This window comes from Duganella sp. AC917, from assembly GCF_979258245.1.
Window position 1 is genome coordinate 1,413,960 of sequence record NZ_OZ409848.1, and the last position, 23,018, is coordinate 1,436,977.

General features: G+C 63.2%; 19 protein-coding genes. 10 read left to right on the top strand and 9 right to left on the bottom strand.

Annotated features, from left to right (window positions below; genetic code table 11):
- Positions 1 to 119: 119 nt before the first annotated feature.
- The gene (locus ACZ0BA_RS06360; RefSeq protein ID WP_463450480.1) at positions 120 to 1,058 is read left to right on the top strand and encodes a LysR family transcriptional regulator; all 939 of its coding nucleotides are present in this window, start codon (positions 120 to 122) and stop codon (positions 1,056 to 1,058) included.
- A 61-nt stretch (positions 1,059 to 1,119) separates the two neighbouring features.
- Positions 1,120 to 1,908 carry a cyclase family protein gene (locus tag ACZ0BA_RS06365; protein WP_463450481.1) on the top strand — a complete coding sequence of 263 codons (789 nt, stop codon included), beginning with the start codon at positions 1,120 to 1,122 and terminating at the stop codon, positions 1,906 to 1,908.
- Here the strand turns inward: ACZ0BA_RS06365 and ACZ0BA_RS06370 are convergent.
- Positions 1,856 to 2,818, bottom strand: a complete 963-nt coding sequence (locus ACZ0BA_RS06370) for a LysR family transcriptional regulator (RefSeq protein ID WP_463450482.1) — start codon at positions 2,816 to 2,818, stop codon at positions 1,856 to 1,858. The genes ACZ0BA_RS06365 and ACZ0BA_RS06370 overlap by 53 nt on opposite strands.
- A 127-nt stretch (positions 2,819 to 2,945) precedes the next feature.
- Here ACZ0BA_RS06370 and ACZ0BA_RS06375 point away from each other — a divergent pair, with 127 nt between their 5' ends.
- From ACZ0BA_RS06375 to ACZ0BA_RS06385, 3 genes are read left to right on the top strand one after another with little or no spacing between them, the layout of a single operon-like run.
- A complete protein-coding gene (locus tag ACZ0BA_RS06375) occupies positions 2,946 to 4,133 on the top strand; it encodes an ABC transporter substrate-binding protein (RefSeq protein ID WP_463450483.1) in 1,188 nt (395 codons plus the stop codon).
- 25 nt (positions 4,134 to 4,158) lie between these two features.
- Complete coding sequence (locus ACZ0BA_RS06380; protein ID WP_463450484.1) at positions 4,159 to 5,223, top strand: Rieske 2Fe-2S domain-containing protein; 1,065 nt, start codon at positions 4,159 to 4,161, stop codon at positions 5,221 to 5,223.
- Between the two features lie 4 nt (positions 5,224 to 5,227).
- On the top strand, positions 5,228 to 6,175 hold the full coding sequence (locus ACZ0BA_RS06385; protein WP_463450485.1) for a PDR/VanB family oxidoreductase: 948 nt from the start codon (positions 5,228 to 5,230) through the stop codon (positions 6,173 to 6,175).
- Between the two features lie 211 nt (positions 6,176 to 6,386).
- On the opposite strand, the gene ACZ0BA_RS06390 is transcribed toward ACZ0BA_RS06385, so the two are convergent.
- The 4 genes from ACZ0BA_RS06390 to ACZ0BA_RS06405 form a co-directional block, all read right to left on the bottom strand.
- Positions 6,387 to 7,478, bottom strand: coding sequence for a porin (locus ACZ0BA_RS06390; protein WP_463450486.1), 1,092 nt, complete (start codon positions 7,476 to 7,478; stop codon positions 6,387 to 6,389).
- An 88-nt stretch (positions 7,479 to 7,566) separates the two neighbouring features.
- Complete coding sequence (locus ACZ0BA_RS06395) at positions 7,567 to 8,865, bottom strand: gallate dioxygenase (protein WP_463450487.1); 1,299 nt, start codon at positions 8,863 to 8,865, stop codon at positions 7,567 to 7,569.
- 32 nt (positions 8,866 to 8,897) lie between these two features.
- Positions 8,898 to 10,241: an MFS transporter gene (locus ACZ0BA_RS06400; protein ID WP_463450488.1), complete on the bottom strand. Its 1,344-nt coding sequence runs from the start codon at positions 10,239 to 10,241 to the stop codon at positions 8,898 to 8,900.
- A 159-nt stretch (positions 10,242 to 10,400) separates the two neighbouring features.
- Positions 10,401 to 11,609: a LysR family transcriptional regulator gene (locus ACZ0BA_RS06405; RefSeq protein WP_463450489.1), complete on the bottom strand. Its 1,209-nt coding sequence runs from the start codon at positions 11,607 to 11,609 to the stop codon at positions 10,401 to 10,403.
- A gap of 125 nt (positions 11,610 to 11,734) precedes the next feature.
- Here ACZ0BA_RS06405 and ACZ0BA_RS06410 point away from each other — a divergent pair, with 125 nt between their 5' ends.
- From ACZ0BA_RS06410 to ligK, 3 genes are read left to right on the top strand one after another with little or no spacing between them, the layout of a single operon-like run.
- Positions 11,735 to 12,841, top strand: a complete 1,107-nt coding sequence (locus ACZ0BA_RS06410) for a 4-oxalomesaconate tautomerase (protein ID WP_463450490.1) — start codon at positions 11,735 to 11,737, stop codon at positions 12,839 to 12,841.
- Between the two features lie 23 nt (positions 12,842 to 12,864).
- Positions 12,865 to 13,890, top strand: a complete 1,026-nt coding sequence (locus ACZ0BA_RS06415; protein ID WP_463454714.1) for an amidohydrolase family protein — start codon at positions 12,865 to 12,867, stop codon at positions 13,888 to 13,890.
- Positions 13,891 to 13,901: 11 nt separating this feature from the next.
- The gene (ligK, locus tag ACZ0BA_RS06420; protein WP_463454715.1) at positions 13,902 to 14,585 is read left to right on the top strand and encodes a 4-carboxy-4-hydroxy-2-oxoadipate aldolase/oxaloacetate decarboxylase; all 684 of its coding nucleotides are present in this window, start codon (positions 13,902 to 13,904) and stop codon (positions 14,583 to 14,585) included.
- Between the two features lie 53 nt (positions 14,586 to 14,638).
- Here the strand turns inward: ligK and ACZ0BA_RS06425 are convergent, their stop codons facing one another.
- Positions 14,639 to 16,327, bottom strand: a complete 1,689-nt coding sequence (locus ACZ0BA_RS06425) for a subtype B tannase (RefSeq protein ID WP_463450491.1) — start codon at positions 16,325 to 16,327, stop codon at positions 14,639 to 14,641.
- A gap of 286 nt (positions 16,328 to 16,613) precedes the next feature.
- Here ACZ0BA_RS06425 and ACZ0BA_RS06430 point away from each other — a divergent pair, with 286 nt between their 5' ends.
- Entirely contained in the window at positions 16,614 to 17,135 is a 522-nt protein-coding gene (locus ACZ0BA_RS06430) for an SRPBCC family protein (protein ID WP_463450492.1), read from the top strand.
- Between the two features lie 54 nt (positions 17,136 to 17,189).
- On the opposite strand, the gene ACZ0BA_RS06435 is transcribed toward ACZ0BA_RS06430, so the two are convergent.
- The 3 genes from ACZ0BA_RS06435 to ACZ0BA_RS06445 all read right to left on the bottom strand — a co-directional run bounded on the left by ACZ0BA_RS06435 (position 17,190) and on the right by ACZ0BA_RS06445 (position 22,153).
- Positions 17,190 to 18,101, bottom strand: a complete 912-nt coding sequence (locus ACZ0BA_RS06435; protein WP_463450493.1) for a LysR family transcriptional regulator — start codon at positions 18,099 to 18,101, stop codon at positions 17,190 to 17,192.
- A gap of 247 nt (positions 18,102 to 18,348) precedes the next feature.
- Positions 18,349 to 21,102 carry a TonB-dependent receptor gene (locus ACZ0BA_RS06440; protein WP_463450494.1) on the bottom strand — a complete coding sequence of 918 codons (2,754 nt, stop codon included), beginning with the start codon at positions 21,100 to 21,102 and terminating at the stop codon, positions 18,349 to 18,351.
- A gap of 121 nt (positions 21,103 to 21,223) precedes the next feature.
- Positions 21,224 to 22,153, bottom strand: coding sequence for a LysR family transcriptional regulator (locus ACZ0BA_RS06445; protein ID WP_463450495.1), 930 nt, complete (start codon positions 22,151 to 22,153; stop codon positions 21,224 to 21,226).
- 114 nt (positions 22,154 to 22,267) lie between these two features.
- On the opposite strand from ACZ0BA_RS06445, the gene ACZ0BA_RS06450 reads away from it, so the two are divergent.
- Positions 22,268 to 23,011 (top strand): SDR family oxidoreductase, encoded by a 744-nt coding sequence (locus ACZ0BA_RS06450; protein ID WP_463450496.1) that lies wholly within the window; start codon positions 22,268 to 22,270, stop codon positions 23,009 to 23,011.
- The last annotated feature ends 7 nt before the right edge of the window (positions 23,012 to 23,018 follow it).

Sequence of the window (23,018 nt, forward strand, 5' to 3'; positions counted from 1 at the left end):
CATCGTGTTTTTGTAGTTGGAGCGCACAGTGTGCCGACGCCGCTTATATGTGTAAAATTGATTGCATGCATTCCTAGTATCGGTTTTGTGGATACATCAAAAAAATAGAGGAGACGTTAGTGCGATTTAACAAGCTTGACCTGAACTTGCTGGTGGCGCTCGATGCGATGTTCACGCTGCGCAGCGTCAGCCGGGCGGCGGAGCAGCTGCACATGAGCCAATCGGCGTTGAGCAGCTCGTTGGGACGGTTGCGCGAATACTTTGGCGACGAATTGCTGGTGCAGGTTGGCCGGCAGATGGAGCTGACGCCGCGCGCCGAGGTGTTGCGGGAAGCGGTGCGCGATGTTCTGGTGCGCGTGAATACGACGATCACGGCGATGCCGCATTTCGATGCAACGCAATCGGACCGCGAATTCCGCATCTTCGTTTCCGATTTCTCGATGGCGGTGCTGATGCCGCATGTCCTTGCGCTGGCGCAGGAACAATCGAGCACGGTGCGCTTCCACCTTCTGCCGCAGACGCGCCAGCCCCAGCGTACGCTGGAGCACGGCGACGCTGACATGCTGGTCATTCCGCACGATTACTGCTCGCAGGAACACCCGATCGAGCCGCTGTTCGATGAAAAGTTCTGCTGCGTGGTGTGGGACCAGAGCCGCCATGCCCGGGATGGCTTGACCGCCGAGCAGTACGCGGCCGCTGGCCACGTCGTCATGCAGCCGCCGGGCATGGACCGCTCGTTCGAGTTCACGTTGGTGCAGGGAACGGGCCTGGCGCGACGGGTGGAGGTGACCTCGTTCAGCTTCCTGGCCGCTCCTTATCTCGTGGTCGGCACCGAGCGTATCGCCACGGTGCATCAGCGGCTGGCGCGTACGGTCAGCGGTGGTCCGCCGGTCGTGATCCTGCCGTTGCCGCTGCCGATGAAGCAGATGACCCAGGCGATGCAGTGGCACAAATACCGCACCCAGGATCCCGGGCTGCTGTGGTTGCGTGCGCTGATGCATCAGGCGGTGCGGAGGATGGATGCCGGTATCGACGCCGTCGATACCTCATATCGATAGAATTCGTTTTACGGCGCGGACATGGCTGCATAGGATGCCGCAACCTATGAAAGGAAATGCCATGAGCCGCCGTTTTGTCGACCTGTCGATCTACCTGGAAAACGAAGTACTCTCCGATCCGCCGATTCTCGCGCCCAAGATCGAATACCAAACCCACAAGGAGACGCTGGGGGAGTTCATGCACATGCTGCCCGGCACGACCGCTGGCGATTTTCCGGACGGAGAAGCGGCCGCCGCCGAGTGGGTGCGTCTGACCACCCATAGCGGCACGCACCTGGATGCGCCGTATCACTTCCACTCCACCATGAACCGCAAGCTTGGCGCGGCGGAGCGGTCGATCACCATCGACGAAGTGCCGCTGGAATGGTGTTTCCAGCCCGGCGTCAAGCTCGACTTCCGACACCTTCCGGACGGCCATGTCGTCACCGCCGCCGAAGTGGAGGCCGAACTGTCCCGCATCGGGCACACACTGCGGCCGCTGGAGATCGTGGTGGTCAACACCCGCGCCGGTTCGCGCTACGGCCAGCCCGACTACGTCAACTGCGGCTGCGGCATGGGCTATGACGCAACAATGTATTTGCTCGAGCGCGGCGTACGCGTGACCGGCACCGACGCCTGGAGCTGGGACGCGCCGTTCAGCTACACCGCTAAAAAAATCCAGGAAACAGGCGATGTGAGCTTGATCTGGGAAGGGCATAAGGCCGGGCGCGACATCGGCTACTGCCATCTGGAGAAGATGCACAACCTGGAATCGCTGCCGTCGTCGGGATTCACAATCAGCTGTTTCCCGCACAAGGTCAGGGCAGCGTCGGCTGGCTGGACGCGCGCGGTGGCAATCTTCGACGAGTGACCTGCTGTTCCTCGTTGCCGAACATCTCGGCCAGGATCGCGCGCAACCAGGCGTTGGCGCCGTCCTTCGCGTACTTGCGGTGCCAGTGTTGTTTAAGGTCGAACGGCGGAACCTCCAGCGGCGGCTCCACCAGTTTGATGGCTGCGAGCTGGGCGAAACTCTCGCCGACCGCCCTCGGCACCGTGGCCACCAGGTCGCTTCCGGCGATCACAAACGGGATCGACATGAAATGAGGTGTCGATAGCACCACCCGCCGCTCGATCCGTTTGCGCGCCAGGAATTGCTCAAACACCTCCTGGCTGCGTCCCTCCGCCTTGATCACCACATGCCCCAACTCCAGGAACTGCGCAAGGCTAAATGTCTTGGCTTGGCACGGATGGTCTGCACTCAGCAGGCAGACGAACGAGTGCGAGAACAGGCGCTGCTGGAAAAAATTCTGGTGTTTCAGGTCAGGGAAATATCCAACAGCCAAGTCGACACTCCCGTCCTCCAGCGCCGCCGCCAGCTGCTCCGGCGGCAGCGTGGTGGAGGTGAGGGTGGCGAGCGGCGCATCGCGCCGTACCCGCTGCAACAAGCGGGGCAGGAACGTCATCTCGCCGATGTCCGACAGCGCTACCGTGAAATTGCGCGTGGTAGTGGCCGGCACGAATTGCTCGCTGGCCAAAATGTCAGTGCGCAGCCGATGCAGAATGTCGCGCGTGGGGTCCATCAGCGCCAGCGCGCGCGGCGTCGGCGCCATGCCCTGCACGGTACGCACGAACAGCGGATCGCCCAGAGCTCGGCGCAGCTTGTTCAGGGCCACGCTCACCGCCGGCTGGCTCATGCCCAACGCGCGCGCGGCGCCGCTCACACTGCGCTGCTCGAAGATCGCCAGGGCCACAGGTAGCAAATTGAGGTCGAAGGCCGACATTGCTTACTCCATCTCGTCGTATTTGATAATCACATACTGGTTATGCATTTTATTCTATTTCAAAATAGCCGTACATCGCTGATCATCGCTCCGAAGCATAAAAATTCACAATAACCGGAGACAAACCATGCAATTTTCCCCAAGGGCGCTGCTGGGCGCCGCCGCCTTCGTTTGTACCGCCACGATCTGCCACGCCGACACTGGCATCATTCGAGTTGGGGTGATCACGTCGCTGAGCGGACCTGCGGCGCAAAGCGGTGAACAGATGAAAGCCGGCATCCAGACGTGGCTGGCGCAACATGGCAATCGTGCCGCCGGCAAGACCATCGAGGTGGTGTACAAGGATGACACCGGTCCGCTGCCCGAAGTGGCCAAGCGCCTGGCGGCCGAATTGGTCGGGCGTGAGAAGGTCGATATCCTGGCCGGTTTCGTCTTTACCCCCAACGCGATCGCGGCGGCCGGCGTGGCCGACCGTGCGAAAATCCCGATGGTTGTGATGAACGCCGCCACATCGTCGATCACGAAGCGTTCGCCGTATCTCACACGCACCTCCTATACGATTGCGCAGTCCGTGCAGCCGCTGGCGCAGTGGGCCTATAAAACCGGCTCCCGCCGCGTGTATTCGATCGTTGCCGACTATGCGCCTGGTCATGACGCCCACGAGTGGTTCGGCAGCGCCTTCAAGGCCGCCGGCGGCACGGTGATCGAGTCGGTCAAAGTACCTTTGGCCACGCTCGACTTCAGCGCCTACCTGCAACGCATCAAGGATGCCAAGCCGGACGCGATCCACGTCTTCCTGCCCAACGGGCAACCGATGATCGCGTTTATGAAGGCGTACCGGGAAAAGGGGCTGGATAAGGCTGGCATCCGTTTTCTGGGCGGCGAGGGCTGGGCTGACGCCGACGTGCTCGGGGCGGCGGGAGATGCCATCGCCGGCATCTATACGGCCGGCTTCTATGCGAATACGCGTCCCGGCGCCGAGAACGCGGCGTTCACCGCTGCCTTCAGTCAGGTAGCGACGCAGCTCAAGTTCCCGCGCCTCAAACCCAATTTCCAGGCCGTGGCGGCCTACGACGGCATGGCCCTGATCGCGGCGACGCTGTCCAAGACGGGCGGCAGGGCCGACGGACCAACCTTCGCAGCCGCGCTGAAGGGCTATCAAGCGGCCAGCCCGCGCGGCAGCGTCACCATCGACCCCGCCACCCGCGACATTGTGCAGACGATCTACATCCGCCGCATCGACAAGCTCGCGGGTGGTGGCTACGGTGCGACCGAAATCGACCGCTATGACAACGTCCGCGATCCCGCCCAATAACCCGTCAACACGAAGGAGACTCTCCATGTTCCCACTCAATCAATGGTATGTCGCAGGCTTTGCCTGGGAGCTCGGCGACAAGCCGTTAGCGCGAAAATTGCTCAATTATCCGATCGTGATGTTCCCAACGGCCGACGGCGGCGTGGCAGCGCTGGAAGACCGCTGCTGCCACCGCGCCGTGCCGCTGTCGTGTGGCACGCTCGAAGACAACGCAATCCGCTGCGGTTACCACGGCCTGAAGTTCGCCCCCAGCGGCCAGTGCATCGAAGTGCCGGGCCAGTTGAAAATCCCCAGCAAAGCCAAGGTGCGCGCCTTTCCGGCAGCGGTGCGCAACCAGGTGATCTGGGTCTGGTTCGGTGTGACCGTCGACAGCGTGCCACCCGGCCCGCCGCCTGAACTGCCGGCTCACGAAAATCCCCAGTACACGTGGAAGGGCGGCGCGTTCCATTACCAGGCGCCGTTCCAGCTCATCCACGACAACCTGCTGGACTTGAGCCACGTGGGCTACCTGCACGGCAAAACCATCGGCGGCAACGCCAAGGTGCACATGGAGGCGCCGACCGAGGTCACCTCCGAAGGCGAACGGGTGCGCGTCGTACGATGGATGAAGCAGTCGCAGCCGCCGGCAACCTACACCGCCGCGTGGCCCTTCAAAGGCGCCATCGATCGCTGGCAAGAAATCGAATTTCATATGACCTATCTGCAAATCTTCACCGGTGCCGTCGACCCTGGCACCTACGCGCTGGACGATCCTGAGCGGGGCGGTTTCCACATGCGCGGCTTCCACGGCATTACGCCGGAAACGGAAACATCCACACACTATTTCTGGACCATGGCCAGCTCGGCGCACCCGGACCAGCCGGACAACGCCGAGATTGTTTATCGCCAGACCGCACAAACGTTCGAGGAAGACCGCGTCCTGATCGAGTTGCAGTATGCGAATATGAAAGGCTACGGCAACGGCCCGATGGTCGATATCCACGTCGACGCGGGCGCTAACCGGGCGCGTCGCATTGTCGCGGCGCAGGTGGCGAGCCAAGCGTCCGATGCGGCGCGGCCACCTGCCGTCGCATCGCAGGCGGGAGGGTGATTGCATGGAGATGGTGATTGCCGCTGTGCGCGACGTTGGCGCCGTGCGCATCCTGGAACTGCGCGCCGTCGACGGCGCAAGCCTACCCGATTACGAGGCCGGCGCCCATGTGGATGTGCATCTGCCGGGAAACCTCGTGCGCCAGTATTCGCTGTGCTGCAGCGCGCCCTCGCGCGACGCCTGGCGCATCGCGGTGAAGCGCGATCCGCACTCGCGTGGTGGCTCGGCGTGGTTGCACGACATGGCTGAGCCTGGCACGTGCCTGCGATTGGGCGCGCCGCGCAACGTGTTCGCGCTCGAGCCTGGCGCCGGCCAGTACTTGCTGTACGCGGGCGGCATCGGTATCACGCCGATCCTGTCGATGGCGTACGCGCTTCTGGCGCGTGGCGCCGCGTTCAAGCTCATTTACTTCGTGCGCGAGGGGAAAGACGTTGCGTTCGGCGACGAGCTGGAAACCGGTCCGCTGGCAGCGTACGCCGAGATTCACGCCGGCCTTGGCAACGAGGCGGTGGCTAGCTTGATTGCCAGTTCGATGAGTGCGGCGCCGCAGGCCGATACCCAAGTATATGTGTGCGGACCCGGTCGCTTTATGGACATGGTCAGGGATCAGGGAGCGACGCGGTTTGGCGATGCGGCGGTCCATCAGGAATCGTTTGGTGCTGTGGCAACGCCGCCGGGAGGCGACACGTGCTTCGTGTTGCGCCTGGCGAGATCGCAGCGCGACGTCGAGGTGCCCGCGAGCGAGTCGGCGCTGGCCTGTTTGCAAGCCGCAGGCATCGATATCGATAGTTCATGCGAGGTGGGTGTGTGCGGCACTTGCCGTACCGCGGTTCTGGAGGGGCAGCCGGACCACCGCGATTCGGTCCTTGACGGGGCAGAGCGGCTAGGCGGGACGGTGTTCATGCCCTGCGTTTCACGTGCGCAGACAGCGGTGTTAGTGGTTGACCTTTGATCTGTCGACATTTAAGCAAAGCGCAGCCAATGGTATTTCTGATGGTGGTTCGGGCGTCGAGTGCGTGAAATCTGTGACGAATCAGGGACTTGGCAGCTCAGATGATACTCGAGTGGGAATGATCAGGCTGAGTGAAAGCCTGAGGATTACCTAGCAGTAGCCTAAGACCAAGCCCCTGACTTCGGGGCTTTTTCATGCCCGTGCACGCGCGTTAGAAGCTGTGCTTGATACCGGTGATGACACCATTCTGGTTCAGGCCGGCCCCAACCGACCCGCCGGCGCTCAACACCACCGCCGACTGGCCGTCGTTGTTCATGCGCGCCACCGCCACGTAGACGGCGGTGCGCTTCGACAGGTTGTAGGTCCCGCGTAGCACCACCTGGGTGGCATCGTTGCTGCTGTCGCGCACATCGAGCTTGGACAACTGGCCATCAATGGTGAACAGCGGCGTGACGTTGTAGGCGGCGCCGATGTACGATAGGCGGCTGCGCGGCGTCGCCGAGCCGTCGTTGTCGCGAGTGATCAGGCCCAGTCCCAATTTCCAGTCGTCGCGCTTGAGGAAAGCGGCGACGTGAAGGCGGCTGTCGGTCTTGTCGCTACTGTTCAGGCCACCGGACGCGTTCGGCCCGCCATAGATGCGGTCGTAGGCGCTGATCAGCGAGTAGCCGTTGCCGTCGTAACGCGCCAGCGCCGACCATTCGCGGCACTGCATGGCGTCGGTGCCACTTTCGCCGGCGCAGTTGGTCGCTGCCGGGCCGCCCGCCGACGACGTGTCCCGGCCCAGGCTGTAGGTGCCACCGAGTGTCAGGCCGCTGAACGTGCCGCGATAGGCGATCGAGTTGTCGGTGCGGCCGTTCGGGATGAAGGCGTCAAGCGAGCCGAGACCGTATTGCGAAGGACCGATGATGTCGACGTCATAGGTCGACACGTTCAGCATGTTGTAGTTGCGGCCGAAGGTCAGCTGGCCCCAATTGCCGGAAAGACCGACCCACGCCTGGCGTCCAAACAAGCGGTTGCCTTGACCCATGGCGCCGGTGTCCGGCGCGAAACCGCTCTCCAATTGGAAAATGGCTTTCAGGCCGTCGCCCAGGTCCTCGGCGCCGCGAAATCCCAGGCGCGAAGGAAACATGCCGCCGCCCAGGCTGGGCATGCGGGTCACGCTATTGCCGGTGGCGTCAGCGTTGCTGTAGCGCTCAACGGCGACATCGAGGATGCCGTACATGGTGACGTTGGATTGCGCGTGTGCTGCGGTCGAGGCGAGCGCGGCCACGGCTGCTGCCGCCAGTGTGATGGTTCTTTTCATGTTCTGTCTCCTTTTGGTTTTGAATAGGCGTGCGGGTGCCGGTCGCCCCCGTTGTGGGGCGCGGCGGCATCCTTCTAGTCGGGCGTGCTTACTTGTCGACGGGCTTGTCCCACGCTGCGCTGGAACCGACCGAATACAGCGCACCGGGCGCGTTGCGGGTTTTCTGGAATTCCTCCAGCGTCTGGCCACGCATGGCCGCATAAATGTGCAGGTTGGATACGCCGGTCACCGCGCCCAATTTCTCCAGCAGGAAGAAGATCACGCCGTAATGAATCATGCCGCGCCAGTCGCGGCGCGTGACGAGGTCGCGCTCCTCATCGGTCAGCAGCGCATCGTCGTAGGTCGCCTGCGGCGCCTCCTTGAAGCGCTGGCGGAACGCCGGGTCCACCAGCTGGTGCAGATACTTGTTAATGCGATAGGCGCGCACACTGGTCTCCAGTGTGAACGGGTACGTGCCTTGCAATTCCTCCGCGCCTTTGGTCTGGTGGGCGATGTGCTCGCGATGCATCGCGATGGTGCGCGCCTTCAGCGCGGGGTCCGGCACGGTCTCGTTTTCGTACAGCGCAACGGCGATTCCGGTCATCGACGGCAAGTAGTATTCGCGGTGCAGGCAGCGGATCTTGCTGGACATGGCGCCGCGCATCGCCATCCACATCACCACTTCGGCGCTTTCCCAACCGCCCAGCTTCGCATACTCGGCATGGGTCATGTTCAGCAGGGTCTCCGGATCGCTTTCGAACAGGTCGAGGAACTGATGGTCCCACGGCGTGTTGTTGAAGCCGGCGCGCTCGCCGTGCACCTGGTGCGACAGCCCCCCGGTGGCGACCAGCACCACGTTCAGGTCTTCCGGGTAGCTTTCGATGGCGCGGCGCAGCCCTTGCCCCAGCTTGTAGCAGCGCCGCGCCGATGGCACCGGGAATTGCAGCACGCCGATCTGCAAGGGCACGATGCTTCCCGGCCAGCCGTTCTGCTGGTCGTGCGGCCACAGAATGGACAGCGGCGAGAAGCAGCCGTGGTCCAGGCCCTTTTGCTGAAAGAATGACATGTCGAATTCGTCGGCCATCAGCGACTGGCCGACGTGCCGCGCCAGGCCGGCATGGCCGGCGATCGGCGGCAGGCTGCGCGCGCCGCCGCCTTCATCGGCGGCGTGGTAGCTGTCGCCGATGCCGAGCGCGAAGGCCGAGTAGTGGTCAAAGAAGAAGGAGGTCACATGGTCGTTGTAGATGACCAGCATGACATCCGGCTTCTTCTCGGCCAACCATTGCTGGACCGGTTCGAACGCCTTGAAGATGGGCGCCCAGGCGGCATCCTGCTGCTTGCCGGCGTCGAGCGCGAAGCCGATGGTCGGCGTGTGGGATGAGGCGATGGCGCCGATGATGTTAGCCATGATGGTTCCTATGCGTTGCGATGGTGCGTTGATTAGACTGTTTTATGCGTGGCTGCGACGGTGCGCTGACCGTATTTGTTCATGAGGATGAAGATCGCCGCCAGCGTCGCCGGACCAGCCAGGATGGCGATCACCGCGCTGAAGCTCCAACCCATCGACAGCAGCACGCCGCCGGCGAACGAGCCGAAGATGCTGCCAAAACGGCCCATGCCCAGCATCCAGCTGACGCCGGTGGCGCGCACCGCGGTAGGGTAGCACTGCGGGGCGTATGCGTTCAGGCCGGTCTGGGCGCCGCTCATGCAAAACCCGGCGAACATCACGAAGGTGGCGAACAGCGTCGATTCCACGCTGCCCGAGGCCAGGCACAGGATGAAGAGGGCGCCACCCATGTAGGCGGCGGAAATCACCTTGGTCGGGGCCACGCGGTCCATGAAGTAACCGACCAGCAGCGCGCCCACGGTGCCGCCCAGCTGGAACAGTGCCGTGATGTTGGCGGCGCGCTCGATCGGCAGACCGGCGTCCTTGATCATGGTCGGCAGCCAGCCGCTCAACAGGTAGATGACCAGCAGACCCATGAAGTAGGTTCCCCATAGCGACAGCGTGGTGCCGCGATAAGCGGAAGACAACAGTACCTTGCCCGGCTGCGAGCCGGTGACCTGCGGTTCACTGATGGTGAACTGGCTGCCTTCGGGAACATTGCCGCCCACCACACGCCGCAGCGTGCGGGCGATGCGTTCGGCCGGAAACTTGCGCACCACCAGGAAACGGACCGACTCGGGGATCAATATCAAGTACAGCGGCAGGCAGGCCAGCGGGATCACGCCCCCAGCGATCAGTACGCCGCGCCAGCCGTACTCCGGCAGGATCGCCGCCGCGCCAAAGCCCACCAGCGCCGAACCGAGGTTAAAGCCGGTGAACATGATGGCGATCAGGGCCGACCGGGAGCGTTCCGGCACGTATTCGGATAACAGCGTGGTGGTGTTGGGCATGGCGGCACCCAGGCCGAGGCCGGTCACGAAGCGCAGCAGCGACAAGGTGGTGACGTCGTGCGCGAAACCGCTGAGCACGGTAAAGATGCCGAACCATGCCACCGACACCATCAGCAGCTTCTTGCGGCCGAAGCGGTCCGACATCGGGCCTACGAGGATGGCGCCGATGGCCAGTCCGATCGGGGCGGCGCTCATGACGAGGCCGAAGGCGGCGCGGGAGATTCCCCACTCCTTGGTGATAGCTGGCGCCAGAAAACCCATGATGGCGACATCCATGCCATCAGTGGCGACGATCAAAAAGCACAGGGCCAGCAACAGCCACTGGCGGGGGCTCATTTTGCGGCCATTGATGTGCGCCCGCACATCCAGAACATGTCCTATATTCATTAAGTCTCCTGTCAAGATTTTGGTTATATGTAAAGCGGTGTAAAGGCCGATGCTTGCGCGAAGGCACTGATAACGCTTTTCAGTGTACGTATCGACAGGAGGTGATGTATTGCTTTTGCTTGCCGGACTGTTTCAATCTGCTTATCGGCCGGGATATTCTCAGTTGCGCCAGTGCGCGCTGATCGTATCGATTTCAGCCAGCAGGGCATAGGCGCCGGGCGACAGATGCGCGCCTTTGCGGGTGGTCACGCCGATGGTGCGCTCCATACCCCGCATCTCGAAAGGCAGCACGGCAAGCTGACCGCTACGCACCTCGTGATAGAGCTGGTGGGCCGACAACACGGTGAGCATGTCGCTGGCCACCAGCAGCCCGCGCAGCAGCGCAAGGTCGCCCGTTTCGACGGCCGGCGAGGGTGGCCGCTCGCCGTTGGAGACAAAGAACTCGACCAGGGATTCGCGTAGTGGCGTGCCGTGACGCGACAACACCCACGGGTAGCCGGCAAGGGCGCCGATGTGCACCTGGTCGCGGCCCGCCAGCGGGTGGCCGCAGCGCGCCACCAGCGCCGCCTTGTCCTCGAACAGCGCCCGCGATTCAAAGGCGTCGCCAGCGCCGGTACGCTGCGCGCCGACGATGAAGTCGATCCGGCCGCTGAGCAAGCTGGCGGTGAGCTCTTCATAGGGGCTTTCCAGCGAACGCACTTGCAGTTGCGGGTGGCGCTTCAGCACCGAGGCGATGGCGGTCGGCAGCAGCTGTGAACGCGCCAGCGGCAGCGCGCCGATGGTGACCACGCCCAGCACCACGCCTTCAAGCGCCGCGATGTCTTCCGGAATGTGGCGCAGTTCGGCCAGCACGCGCTCGAACGACTCGGTCCAGCGCCGACCCGCGTCGGTCGGGACCATGCCGTGCGCGGTGCGCAAGAATAACTGCTGGCCCAGCATGTCTTCCAGGCGCGAGACGGCCTGGCTGACCGCCGACTGCGACACGCCCATGACGTTGGCCACGGTCGGCATGTGGTGTGTCTCGGCCAGCAGTGTGGCCGCTTGCAGGCGACGTTCATTGAGCAGGGCCTCGATGCCGCCGACTTTGGCGCCGTCGCGGTCGCGCTGGCGCAGGGCATCCTCGCGCACGGCATGCAGCTCGGCCTCGATGCGCCCGGCGCGCAGTCGCACCACGTCGCCTGCGGCGGTGAGCAGCATGCCGCGTCCTTTACGCTCGAACAACAGGGTGCCCAGGGCCTGCTCCAACGCCGTTACCGAGCGGGCGATGGCCGAGGAGGCGCGATAGAGACTTTCGGACGAGCGGCGGATGCCGCCGGCGTTGGCGACGGCGTTGAAAGCGTGAAGGTGGCGCAGGCTGACCAGGATCATGGCGCGGAGATGCACTCGGTAGTAACGATAAGCAGATTAGAACAAATCATCAGGCACAACGCAACCATGGAAACGGTGCCGCGATGAATACTTGAGGCCATTCAACCATCCATAAGCAGATCATCATGCGTCATGCCCCCGTTTCCGACCTGCGCGCCATTCCCTGCATGCTCATGCGTGGCGGGACCTCGCGCGGCCCCTTTTTCCTCGAATCGGAGCTGCCAACCGACACCGCCGCCCGTGATCGCGTGCTGCTGGCGGCGCTCGGCTCGCCCGACCCGCGTCAGATCGATGGCCTGGGTGGCGCTCATCCATTGACCAGCAAGGCGGGCATCGTCCGCCCCAGCACCACGCCCGGCATCGACCTCGACTTCCTGTTTGCGCAGCTCCAGCCGAACAACGACACCGTGGATGTCACGCCGAACTGCGGCAACATGCTGGCCGCCGTGCTGCCGTTCGCGCTGGAGCGCGGCCTGTTGCCGATCGGCGACGGCACCACCACGGCGCGCATCTTGACCCTCAACACCGGCATGCGCTGCGACGTCACCGTGCAAACGCCCGGGCGCGCGCTGCGTTATGGGGGCGACGCCCGGATCGACGGCGTGCCGGGCAGCGCCGCGCCGATCAGCATCAACTTCCTCGATACGGCGGGTTCGGTATGTCGGTCGCTACTGCCAAGCGGCCGGGCGCTGGACCGTATCGACGTCGATGGCGTTGAGATCGCCGCCACGTTGATCGACAACGGCATGCCGATGGTGTTGGTACGGGCATCGGACTTCGATATTTCCGGCTACGAAGCCGTGGCCGACCTGGATGCGAACGGCCCATTGAAGGCGCGCCTGGAGGCGCTGCGCCTGCTGGCGGGGCCGCTGATGGGACTCGGCGACGTCGCGGCCAAGAATTATCCGAAGATGTGCCTGATCGCGGCGCCCCGCAACGGCGGCGCCGTGACCACGCGCTGCTTCATTCCACACGTTTGCCACGACGCGATCGGCGTGCTTGCGGCGGTGACCGTGGCCACCGCCTGTGTACTGCCGGGCGCCATCGCCGACGGCATCGCGGTCGTCCCCCTCGATGCTTGCAAGACGCTGTCGATCGAACATCCGACGGGCGAATTCAGCGTCGAGCTGGAGCTCGATCCACACAATCCCGGGCAGGTCGCGCGCGCCGCATTGCTGCGCACCGCCCGGCCCATCATGCGGGGCGAAGTGCTCGTTCCCGCAATTTTCTGACAAGGATCACCATGCGCAAACCCCTGATTATCGATTGTCACGGCCACTACACCACCGCGCCGAAAGCGCTGGAAGCGTGGCGCAACAAACAGATCGCCTACCTCAACACGCCGGAGCTGGGCCCGAAAGTCTCGGAACTGGTCATCAGCGACGACGAGTTGCGCGAATCGATCGAAGCCAACCAGCTGCGCCTGATGAAAGAGCGCGGCTCCGACCTGACCATCTTCTCGCCGCGCGCCAGTTTCATGGCGCACCACATCGGCGATTTCAACACCAGCGCCACCTGGGCTGCGATCTGCAACGAACTGTGCGCTCGCGTGGCGCAGCTGTTCCCGGATCACTTTATCGGCGCGGCGATGCTGCCGCAATCGCCGGGCGTCGATCCGGCCAGTTGTATCCCCGAGCTGGAACGGTGCGTCAAGGAATACGGCATGGTCGGCATCAACCTCAATCCCGATCCGTCCGGCGGCCACTGGACCGCGCCGCCGTTGTCGGACAAATCCTGGTATCCGATCTACGAGAAGATGGTCGAACATGGCATTCCGGCGATGATCCATGTCAGCACCAGCTGCAATCCGTGCTTTCATACCACCGGCGCGCATTATCTGAACGCCGACACCACCGCCTTCATGCAATGCCTGACCAGCGATTTGTTCAAGGACTTCCCGGACCTGAAATTCCTGATCCCGCATGGCGGCGGCGCCGTGCCTTATCACTGGGGCCGTTTCCGCGGCCTGGCCCAGGAAATGAAAAAGCCGCTGCTCGGCGAGCATCTGCTCAACAATATCTTTTTCGACACCTGCGTCTACCACCAGCCGGGCATCGACCTGCTGACCAAGGTCATGCCGGTCAAGAACGTGCTGTTCGCGTCCGAGATGATCGGCGCCGTGCGCGGCATCGATCCCGAAACAGGACACTACTACGACGACACCAAACGTTATATCGAAGCGGCCGACATCGGCGATGCCGATCGTCGCGCCATTTTTGAAGGCAACGCGCGCCATGTGTTCCCGCGCCTGGACGCCGCACTGAAGGAGAAGGGATTATGAGCACGCCACTGATGAACCAACTGGGCGTCGTCAAGCGCCATATCGTGCGCGCCGAACGCGCGCACGTCGATCATCTCGGCCAATTCGGCAGCGCCACCGTGCACGAAGCCATGGGCCGGGTCGGTTTGATGAAGCCGTACATGCGTCCGATCCACAATGGCCAGCTGGCCGCCGGCATCGCCGTCACCGTGCTGCTGCACCCAGGAGACAACTGGATGATGCACGTGGTGGCGGAGCAGATCCAGCCCGGCGACATCGTGGTCGCCGCCATCACGGCCGAATGCACCGACGGCTACTTCGGCGATCTGCTGGCAACCAGTTTCATGGCGCGCGGCGCCAAGGCGCTGATCATCGACGCGGGCGTGCGCGATGTGCGCATCTTGAAGGAGATGGGCTTTCCGGTCTGGAGCAAATGTGTCAGCGCGAAGGGGACCATCAAGTCGACTCTGGGATCGGTCAACATCCCGGTGCTGTGCGCGGGCGCGCTGGTGAACCCAGGCGACGCCATCATCGCCGACGACGACGGCGTGGTGATCGTACCCGCCGCCGATGTGGCGCGCGTGGCCGCCATCGCCCAACAACGCGAGGATGTGGAGGGCGAAAAGCGTGCCAAACTTGCGGCCGGCGTGCTAGGGCTGGACATGTATAACATGCGCGCGCCGCTGGAACAGGCAGGCTTGAAATACATCGACTAATAAGAAGACAGTCGTTAAGAAAAAAGGCATCGCGTGCGATGCCTTTTTTCTTGTTACAGACCTTTCGCCGCAGCCGCTTTCAATGTCTGGGCGATCCAGGCCATGGCTTCAGGCACATCGTAATTGCCAGCGTGCGGTTGATCCCAAGCCAGGCGATAGTTGACGTCCTGGACCTTGGCATCCGCCGCCAGCGCTCGGCTGAGGTTCAGCGACACGGTAAAGGACGTGTCGCGGTCCCGCGTGCCATGCCGCACATACCAGTAGGGCGCAGTGGTGCCGCCGCCACCGAGATAGGCCATCGGGTTGATCAGCTTGACCTGGGCAAGGACGTCGGTGGTCGGCAGCGTGGAATATTGGGACCACGACAAGCCGGTGTCCTTGTAGCCGATGCCATCGCCCGCGACATCGTTGTTATCCCAGCTGTACTCGGTGAAGTTGGAGTAGATTTGCGTGGCCGCGCCGAACATATTGGACTCGCCGGCGGCGCCGGTGATGGTCAGCCCGGTCTGGTCGAAGGCGGGCGTGGCCTTCAGCGCCGCTTGTGTGGCCACGAACTTCAGGTACTTCTCCATATCCAGCGACGTCACTTTTTTGGCGCCGTTGTCCACCGAGATCCAGTCGTTGACATATGTCTTGGTGGAGGCGGCCGGTCCCATGCCGGCGCTATAAGTCATGACTTCGCCCAGCGCGGGGATCTTGCCGCCGGATGCCAGATAGGTTTCGGCAGAGCGTATCACTTCCTGCTTGACCGTTTCCAGCATCGTGGTGGCGGTCAGCGTCACGCCGCTGGCGTTCTTCAGCGCCAGGCCTGCCTGATAGGCGACGAACCTCGCCATCAGCGTCGCGCTGCCCGTCGGATTCGGCTGGCTGCCAACTGTCTGCCGGGTGTTCAGGATGTTGTACATCCACTCGTAGTGGAGATCGGCATTGCCCAGGTCCGTGATTGGACAATAGGCGTTGATCGCCAACACATCGTCACGCAGCATGCTTGCCCCCGCCGATGTGACGCCGGCGGCGCCGATGGCGGCCAGATAGGGCAGGTAGTCGGTACTGTTGCCCGACGCGCCCAGCGCGGCCGACAATCCGCCGCCGCCGCTGGTGCCGTTCACCACGATGTGGTTGGCGTTGCCGGGCATGGCGGCGTCGTTGAGACGCAGGTAGCGCACCGCGGCCTTGGCGTCGACGATCGCCGCCGGCGCCTTGCCGGGATAACTGCCATCGGCGGCGACGATGCCACGGCCGCGCGTGGCGATGTCGATGTAAACGTAGCCGGCCTTGATCGCGGCGCCGACATTGCTGGTGCTGCTGTTGAAGCTGGCGCCGTCGGCGATGCTGGCCTTGATGTAGCTGGCCATCCAGCCGCCGTTGTTGACGGCGAAGTAAATGGCCGCGTCCTGGCTGGCAGCGGCGGTTTCCGGGACAAACACGTTCATGCTCTGGTAGCCGCACTGCGGATTGGCGAGGGTGCTGGCGCCGAACATGCCGGTCTGCGTGGTCGCCATCAGGATCGGCTTGCCGACGTAGCAGACTTCCTTGTACCAGCGTACCGGCGTGTTCACACCGTCGATGGTGACATTGATGGTGGTGTACTTGGTCTTGTCGAACGCCAGGGCGCTGTCGTAAGCGCCGACCGGCGTCGCCGGTGGGGTGGGGGTTGCGGCAACCGCGTCAGCGGGGCCATTGTCCGAGCCGCAGGCGGCCAGCGATAGCAGCAGGCAAGCGCCCATAGTCGTGCGTTTCATCTTAGTGTCTCCAGGCTTGTCTAATCATCGAGTCATTTTTTGGATGCCTGGCCAGGCGGTTACACACCTCGTAGCGAAATGTTGACTCGAGTATAGGCTTGGCGAAATGCGCGACCATTGCTTTTCGCTTCATGCGCTGCGCTTTCTGCTTATCGTTGCGTGGATCCCGGAGCCCAACTAGCCATAGTTTGATATCAGTTGGACCTATGGGTATGATAAAAATATGGGATTAGATTTATGGCTGCAACATCGGCAAAATGGTGTCCTTCAATACAAGGAGCTCCACATGAATACCATTTTCTGGCCTGAAGGCTATGTTCCGGGTTACACCGATAATTTCGCGTCCAATGAAGTCATCGTTGCCGGCCTCAGCGCCGCCGACATCTGGCCGTTGCTCGCCACGCCGGCGCACTGGCCGACCTATTACGCCAATTCGGCAAATGTGCGTTTCTACGACAACCTGGGCCCGGTGCTGCGCGACGGCGACCGTTTCTATTTCGAGACCTTCGGCTTTCCGGTCGAGGCGCAATGCAATGAATTCATGCCGCCTGCTGCCGGGCAGCCGGGCAGGGTCGCATGGCACGGCTGGGCTGGCGACGAGGGCGCCGACGACCGCCTCGACGTGCACCATGCCTGGCTGGTCGAAGATCTTGATGGCGGCCGCGTGCGCATCTTGACGCAGGAAACGCAAAAAGGCAAGCCAGCCGTCCAACTGCACAATGCCAAACCGAATCCCATGATCAATGGGCACCAGGACTGGCTTGATGGCCTGGTAGCCGCAGCACGCATCGCCAAAGTGCAAGCGTAGCGTGGGACGACCAGCGGCAGGCCCTGCTCGCCTGTTGGCCCGGTACCGGCGCGGCTACCGGCGCGTATCAGCGCAATGGGCGAATAACAGTTCGCGCAGCCACCGCTGGGCGGGATCGCGGTGGGTGCGCTCGTGCCAGGCCGCCACCTTGGTGAATCCCTGCACGGCGATCGGCGGTGTGCAGACAGTCAGGCCCGGCATGCCGGCCACCAGGCGGCTGGGCAGAATCGCCACCATGTCGCTGGCGCGCAAGATGTCGGGCACGATCAGGAAGCTCTTGACCGACAAGGTGACTGCGCGCTGCTTGCCCAGCATGGCCAGGGCCTCGTCGGTAACACCCCGGAAGGCGCCGCCGGCATAGGACACCAGCGCATGGTCGAGTTTGCAAAACTGGTCCACCGTCAAGCGCTTGCGGCCCTGCAAGGCTGGATGCCCTTCGCGCAACACGCACACATAATGCTCCTCGAACAGGGTGCGCGCATGCAGGTCTGGCGCGGTGCGCTCGGGCGTCACCAGCGCCAGGTCGATATCGCCCCGTTCGAGTTGCAACTGCACCTGCGCGTCTTCGACCGGCACCAGCGCCACCCGGATGTGCGGCGCCTGCTGTTTAAGCGCGGAAAGGAAGGGCAGGGCAATGGCGCGCAGCGCGTAGTCGGTCGCGGCGATGGTCAACGTGTTGCTGGCGCTGCCCGGATCGAACATGGCAGGCTGCTGCAGCGCCGCGATACCGTCCAGGATCTGCTTGAGCGGCCCGGCCAGTTCCAGCGCTCGCCGGGTAGGCACGATGCCGCGCTGGGCGCGCACGAATAAAGGATCGCCGAAGTTCTCGCGCAGCCGGTTAAGCATGCCGGTCATGGCCGGCTGGGTCACTCCCAGCCGGGTTGCCGCGCGCGTGACATTGCTCTCGTCGAGCAGGACATCGAGCGCTTTGAGCAGGTTGAAGTCGAGCGCCTTGAAATTGTTCATGCGGGTCGGCTCCTCAGGCGTTGCATCAGAAAATCGGTGGTGCGCCGGGTGCTGTTTGCGGAAGCCCGAACCAGGCACGTGTAGCGGTCGTCCAGCACTGCGGCCAACCCCGCGTTATCGGGCCCAAACCGGTGGCGCATCACTGGGCCCGGCGTGGCTGCCTGCAATTTCGGGTCAGCCAGCCACCGTCCGCCGAGTTGGCAGGCGGCGAACCGGCGCCGGGGCCGGCGCTGCAAAAAACTTTTTCCTAGAACTTGTACTGCAGGTTGGCGAACATCGAGCGGCCGCGCGGGTCACCGTAAGTCGGGTCCCAAGTCACTTCGAAGTAGCGCGACTGGTTGGTGAACGGTGGCGCCGTATCGAACATATTGATGACGCCAACGCGCAGCTTGATGTTCTTGGTGAACGCATAGCTGCCCGTCAGGTCCCACAGCGAATACGCCTTCACATCCCGGTCGTTCCAGCCCGCATCCGCCAGGCCCGGAATGTTCTGATCGCGATAGCTTGAGAAGAAAGTGTTACCCAGGCTCAGATTGACCGGACCGCGGGTCCAGTCGATATTGAGCTTGTGGCGCCAGCGCTGCACGGCCTTGTCGTCGCGGAATACGCCCAGGCCATCGGTCATCGGCGAATTCGGATCGGACTGGAATTCATATTTGGTGATCAATGTGCCGTTCAAGCTGGCGCTGAAGCGGCCCAGCGCCGTGGCGTCGCCGCGCCAGTTCAGCGCGATATCGAGTCCGGACGTGTTGAGCTTGCCACGGTTCTCTTTCTTGAACTGCAGGTAGGATACGGCCCCATCTTCGTCGCGCACGACGATATTCGGATCGTTGTAGTAGATCGGATTGTCGAACACGGTTTGCTCGCCGATTTCAGAAATGATGTCGGTTTTGCGAATGATCCAGTAGTCGAGGCTGCCGTTCCAGTTTCTGTTCGGTTCCAGCACCAGGCCAGCGGAAAACTGCTTGGACTTCTCCGGTTTGAGCAGCGGATTGCCGTAGCGGTCGAGATCGAACTGGGCAATTTCGCCGGAGACCGGGTCGTTCACGAAGCTGGCCGTGGTGCCGGAACGCACCGGCAGGAACAATTCGGCAATGGACGGCGCACGGAAACCGGTGCCGTACGAGGCGCGGCCCAGCACTTCCTTGCTTGGACGGTAGCTGACGGCGATTTTCGGATTGGTGGTGCTCAGCGCCGGCGTCGTGATGTTGGAGAGCGGATCGTGCACGCCCTTGTAGCGGTCGTGGCGGATGGCGAACTGGCCTTCCCATTCCTTGCTGAACGGCGCATTGATCTCGGTGTAGACGCCGACAATGTCGCGCGAGTTGGACGAGTCGGCCAGCAGTTCGTCCGAGCTGGCCCGGTCGCCCTGAACGTCGTTGGTGCGCAGCGCGTCGGTGGCGCTGAACTCGGTCTTCTCGCGCCGCAGTTCGACGCCCACGGCCAGCATCGCGTCGCCGCCGCCGAGCGCCATCAGCGCGCGCGTCAGCTTGCCGTCGATGCTGTCGCTGGTGCCTTTGGAAACACGTGCGGCGCCTTGGATCTTGATGGAATTCATGAATTGGCGGCCAGTATCATCGGTGGCCGGCACGAACGGGTTGTAGTTGCCGCTGGCGATGCCCGCCAGCATTCTGCTGCGCGACACCCAGCCGTCGATATCGAGGTCGGTGGCCTTGTTGACGCTGTGGTTGTACGCCGTATCGTATTCCCAGGCGCCGACCTTGCCGGTCGCGCCGACCACGAAGCGCGACGCCTTGCTGGTCACCTCCGAGGTGCGCCGGCCGGCATCGGTCAGGCGGAAGCGGAAGTTGACCGGGGTGGTGATGCCGGTCTGCGTCTGCAAACTGGCCGGTAGGAATATGCCCTCATTGGTGCCATTGATGCTGCCCGAGGTGGCGGGCGAGGCGGCGTAGCTGGTCTCGGCTTTGCTCAGCAGCACTTCCGCAAACAGTTGATGGTCGCCAGGCGTCAGGAAGGTGGCACGGCCGATGAAGCTTTGTTTTTTTGCGTCGGGATAGACTTCCGAATCCCCCATATAATTGTAGGAGCAGCCTTCCGTGCCGCCCGGACCGAGCGGACGCACCACGTTCGGGCTGCCGTTGACGCAAGTACTATTGCCGAAGTTGACCCGTCGTCCCGGCGAGGGCACCCAGGTGCCGCCGGGTCCGGACCCCTTCAGGTAGGCGGAATTGTTGAGTGTCGCCAGTTGGGCGGCAGTCAGGTCGACGTTGGCCGGGAAAGAGTAGCTCGACAACTGTGGCGAAAGGCGGTCGGGCAGGCTGTATTCCTGCATGAATTTGCGCTGCGAGCTGGCAAGGCGGTCGGTTTTCTGCACGTCCAGTGCCCCGAACACATTGAAGCGGTCGGTGCTCAAGGAACCGATGCCGCCGGACAATGAAGCCGATTTTTTACCGGCGCCGCCCTCGTGCGTGCCCAGCGCATAGACGCTGGCCTCGCCCCCCTGGTAGTCCTTGCGGGTGATGAAGTTAATCACGCCGCCCATGGCGTCGGTGCCGTAAATCGCCGACGCACCATCCTTGAGCACTTCGACGCGCTGGATGGCGCCGGCCGGGATGTTGTTCAGATCGACACCGGAACTGTCGCCCGGGCTGGCGAAGTTGGCCATGCGGCGGCCGTTGAGCAGCACCAGCGTGCTGGAGACACCGAGGCCGCGCAGGTTGGCGCCGTTGAAACCGCGCTGGCCGCCCATGACGTCGCTGACGCTGCTACCATCCGTCAGGCCGCCGACATTCGAGGATATCTTCTGCAGCAGTTCGGCGGCAGTGGTCACGCCGGCCTTGTCGATATCTTCGCGCTTGATGATTTCCACTGGCAGCGCCGCTTCGCCTTCGATGCGCTTGATACTGGAGCCGGTGATCTCTACCCGCTGCATGTCTTGTGCATGAGCGGTCAAGCTCATGGCGCCAAGCGCGAGCAATACGGCGTGGGTGCAGCGGGAGCGACGGAACAAGGGTGCCTTGTGGGTGCCAGAAATCTTCATGCGATCAATCCTCGTAGCTGAGTTAGTCGTATTGCTATTGTTGCATGAAAGAAGCTGGTTATCTGTTGCGGACTTTCCACAGTTGGGCCATTCACATCGCAGCCACACTACGAAGGACGGCTCAGCCCTGGCTGAAACGGGCGGCGTGACCGCTGGCCCGGAACCGCTCGACGACATGATCGACGAATACGCGGGTTTTGGCGGGCACCAGCTTGCGGCTGGAATAGTAGACCGTCAGCGGGCGCGTCTCCGCATACCAGTCCGGTAGCAGCCGGACCAGTTGGCCGCTTTCCAGGTATGGCAAGGCGTGCGGCAGCGGCAGCAGGGCGACACCGAATCCACGTGCGGCCGCGCTGGTCATCGCTTCGGGATCGTCGAGCACGGCGACCGGCCGAACGTTGGCAACCAACTCATGCCCGGCTTTGTTCTTCAACGTCCACGGTTGCAGCCTGCCCGTGGCCAGCGAGCGGCGCAGCAGCCCGCCGTGGCGCGCCAGGTCGGTTGGCGTTTCCGGCGCTGCATGACGGGCAAGGTAGGCGGGCGAGGCGGCCAGCACGATGTGCACGCGCGCGAGTTCGCGCGCGATCAACCCTTCGGTCAGCTCGATCCCACCGCCGATGCCCACATCGAATCCTTCCTCGATCAAATCGACCTGTCGGTTGTCGAAGTGCAGGTCCAGGACCACGTCCGGGTAAAGTGCAATAAAGTCGTCCAGCAAGGGCAACAGATAGTTGCGGCCCACCGTGTGAGCCATCGACACCTTCAGCATACCCGCAGGCTTGCCGGCCCCCTGGCGCGAGGCGGTCAAGGCGTCACCGATTTCGCTCCAGGGCAGGCGTACTTGCGCGTACAAACGGTCGCCGTCGGTCGTCAGCGCCAGGCTGCGGGTGCTGCGCTGGAAAAGGCGAACGCCCAATTGACTCTCCAGACGTGCCACGCTTTTGCTGACGGCGGCCGGCGTCAACCCCAGTTTGCGCGCGGCGGCGGAAAAGCTGCCTTCGCTGGCGGAGGCGATAAACGCGTCGAGGTAGCTGCTGAGTTCGGTGAGCATTCGTTTCGATTTGATACCGTTGGTTGAAAGTGTAGCTGCTAATTATAGGCTACACGGAATGAATTGGCGGCGCCATACTTGATCCATCAACTCACCCATCGAAAGGAAATGATCATGAACTCGAATCTGAACGGTAAAGTCGCTTTCATCAACGGCGGTTCGCGCGGCATCGGCGCCGCCACCGCGCGCCGGTTGGCACGCGACGGCGCCCAAGTGGCGATTGGTTACGGTTCCTCGGCGGCCGCCGCCGAAGCGCTGGTGGCCGAGATCGCGGCATCCGGTGGCAGCGCGCTGGCCATCCACGCCGACGCCAACGACGCCGCCGCGTTGACCCATGCCATCGATACGGCGGCAGCGCACTTTGGCCGTCTGGACATCCTGGTCAACAGCGCGGGCGTATTGCGGCTGGGATCGATCGAAGAGTTTTCGCTGGCGGATTTCGACGCCACCGTCGCAGTGAACGTGCGCGCGGTGTTCGTTGCCACCAAGGCGGCCGTGGCGCACATGAAAGAGGGCGGCCGCGTGATCAACATCGGCAGCACCAACGCCCAGCGCATGCCGTTCGTCGGCGGTGCGGCCTACGCCATGAGCAAGTCCGCATTGACCGGTCTGGTCAAAGGGCTGGCGCGCGATCTGGGACCCCGGCAGATCACCGTCAACAACGTCGCACCCGGCCCGATCGACACCGAAATGAACCCGGCCGAGGGGGATTTCGCCGACAGCCTGCACGGCTTGATGGCCATGCCGCGTCACGGCCGTGCCGACGAAGTCGCCGCCATGGTCGCTTATCTGGCCGGACCGGAAGCCGGGTTCGTCACCGGCGCCGACCTGCTGATCGACGGTGGATTTGCCGCCTGATCGCCCG

What these genes read in the sequence shown, in the direction of transcription:
- ligK (WP_463454715.1), top strand. Translation starts at nt 13,902, where the DNA reads ATGAACCAACTGGGCGTCGTCAAGCGCCATATCGTGCGCGCCGAACGC.
- ACZ0BA_RS06440 (WP_463450494.1), bottom strand. Translation starts at nt 21,102, where the DNA reads ATGAAGATTTCTGGCACCCACAAGGCACCCTTGTTCCGTCGCTCCCGC.
- ACZ0BA_RS06370 (WP_463450482.1), bottom strand. Translation starts at nt 2,818, where the DNA reads ATGTCGGCCTTCGACCTCAATTTGCTACCTGTGGCCCTGGCGATCTTC.
- ACZ0BA_RS06435 (WP_463450493.1), bottom strand. Translation starts at nt 18,101, where the DNA reads ATGAACAATTTCAAGGCGCTCGACTTCAACCTGCTCAAAGCGCTCGAT.
- ACZ0BA_RS06445 (WP_463450495.1), bottom strand. Translation starts at nt 22,153, where the DNA reads ATGCTCACCGAACTCAGCAGCTACCTCGACGCGTTTATCGCCTCCGCC.
- ACZ0BA_RS06410 (WP_463450490.1), top strand. Translation starts at nt 11,735, where the DNA reads ATGCGTCATGCCCCCGTTTCCGACCTGCGCGCCATTCCCTGCATGCTC.
- ACZ0BA_RS06425 (WP_463450491.1), bottom strand. Translation starts at nt 16,327, where the DNA reads ATGAAACGCACGACTATGGGCGCTTGCCTGCTGCTATCGCTGGCCGCC.
- ACZ0BA_RS06430 (WP_463450492.1), top strand. Translation starts at nt 16,614, where the DNA reads ATGAATACCATTTTCTGGCCTGAAGGCTATGTTCCGGGTTACACCGAT.
- ACZ0BA_RS06375 (WP_463450483.1), top strand. Translation starts at nt 2,946, where the DNA reads ATGCAATTTTCCCCAAGGGCGCTGCTGGGCGCCGCCGCCTTCGTTTGT.
- ACZ0BA_RS06390 (WP_463450486.1), bottom strand. Translation starts at nt 7,478, where the DNA reads ATGAAAAGAACCATCACACTGGCGGCAGCAGCCGTGGCCGCGCTCGCC.
- ACZ0BA_RS06385 (WP_463450485.1), top strand. Translation starts at nt 5,228, where the DNA reads ATGGAGATGGTGATTGCCGCTGTGCGCGACGTTGGCGCCGTGCGCATC.
- ACZ0BA_RS06450 (WP_463450496.1), top strand. Translation starts at nt 22,268, where the DNA reads ATGAACTCGAATCTGAACGGTAAAGTCGCTTTCATCAACGGCGGTTCG.
- ACZ0BA_RS06380 (WP_463450484.1), top strand. Translation starts at nt 4,159, where the DNA reads ATGTTCCCACTCAATCAATGGTATGTCGCAGGCTTTGCCTGGGAGCTC.
- ACZ0BA_RS06395 (WP_463450487.1), bottom strand. Translation starts at nt 8,865, where the DNA reads ATGGCTAACATCATCGGCGCCATCGCCTCATCCCACACGCCGACCATC.
- ACZ0BA_RS06365 (WP_463450481.1), top strand. Translation starts at nt 1,120, where the DNA reads ATGAGCCGCCGTTTTGTCGACCTGTCGATCTACCTGGAAAACGAAGTA.
- ACZ0BA_RS06405 (WP_463450489.1), bottom strand. Translation starts at nt 11,609, where the DNA reads ATGATCCTGGTCAGCCTGCGCCACCTTCACGCTTTCAACGCCGTCGCC.
- ACZ0BA_RS06400 (WP_463450488.1), bottom strand. Translation starts at nt 10,241, where the DNA reads ATGAATATAGGACATGTTCTGGATGTGCGGGCGCACATCAATGGCCGC.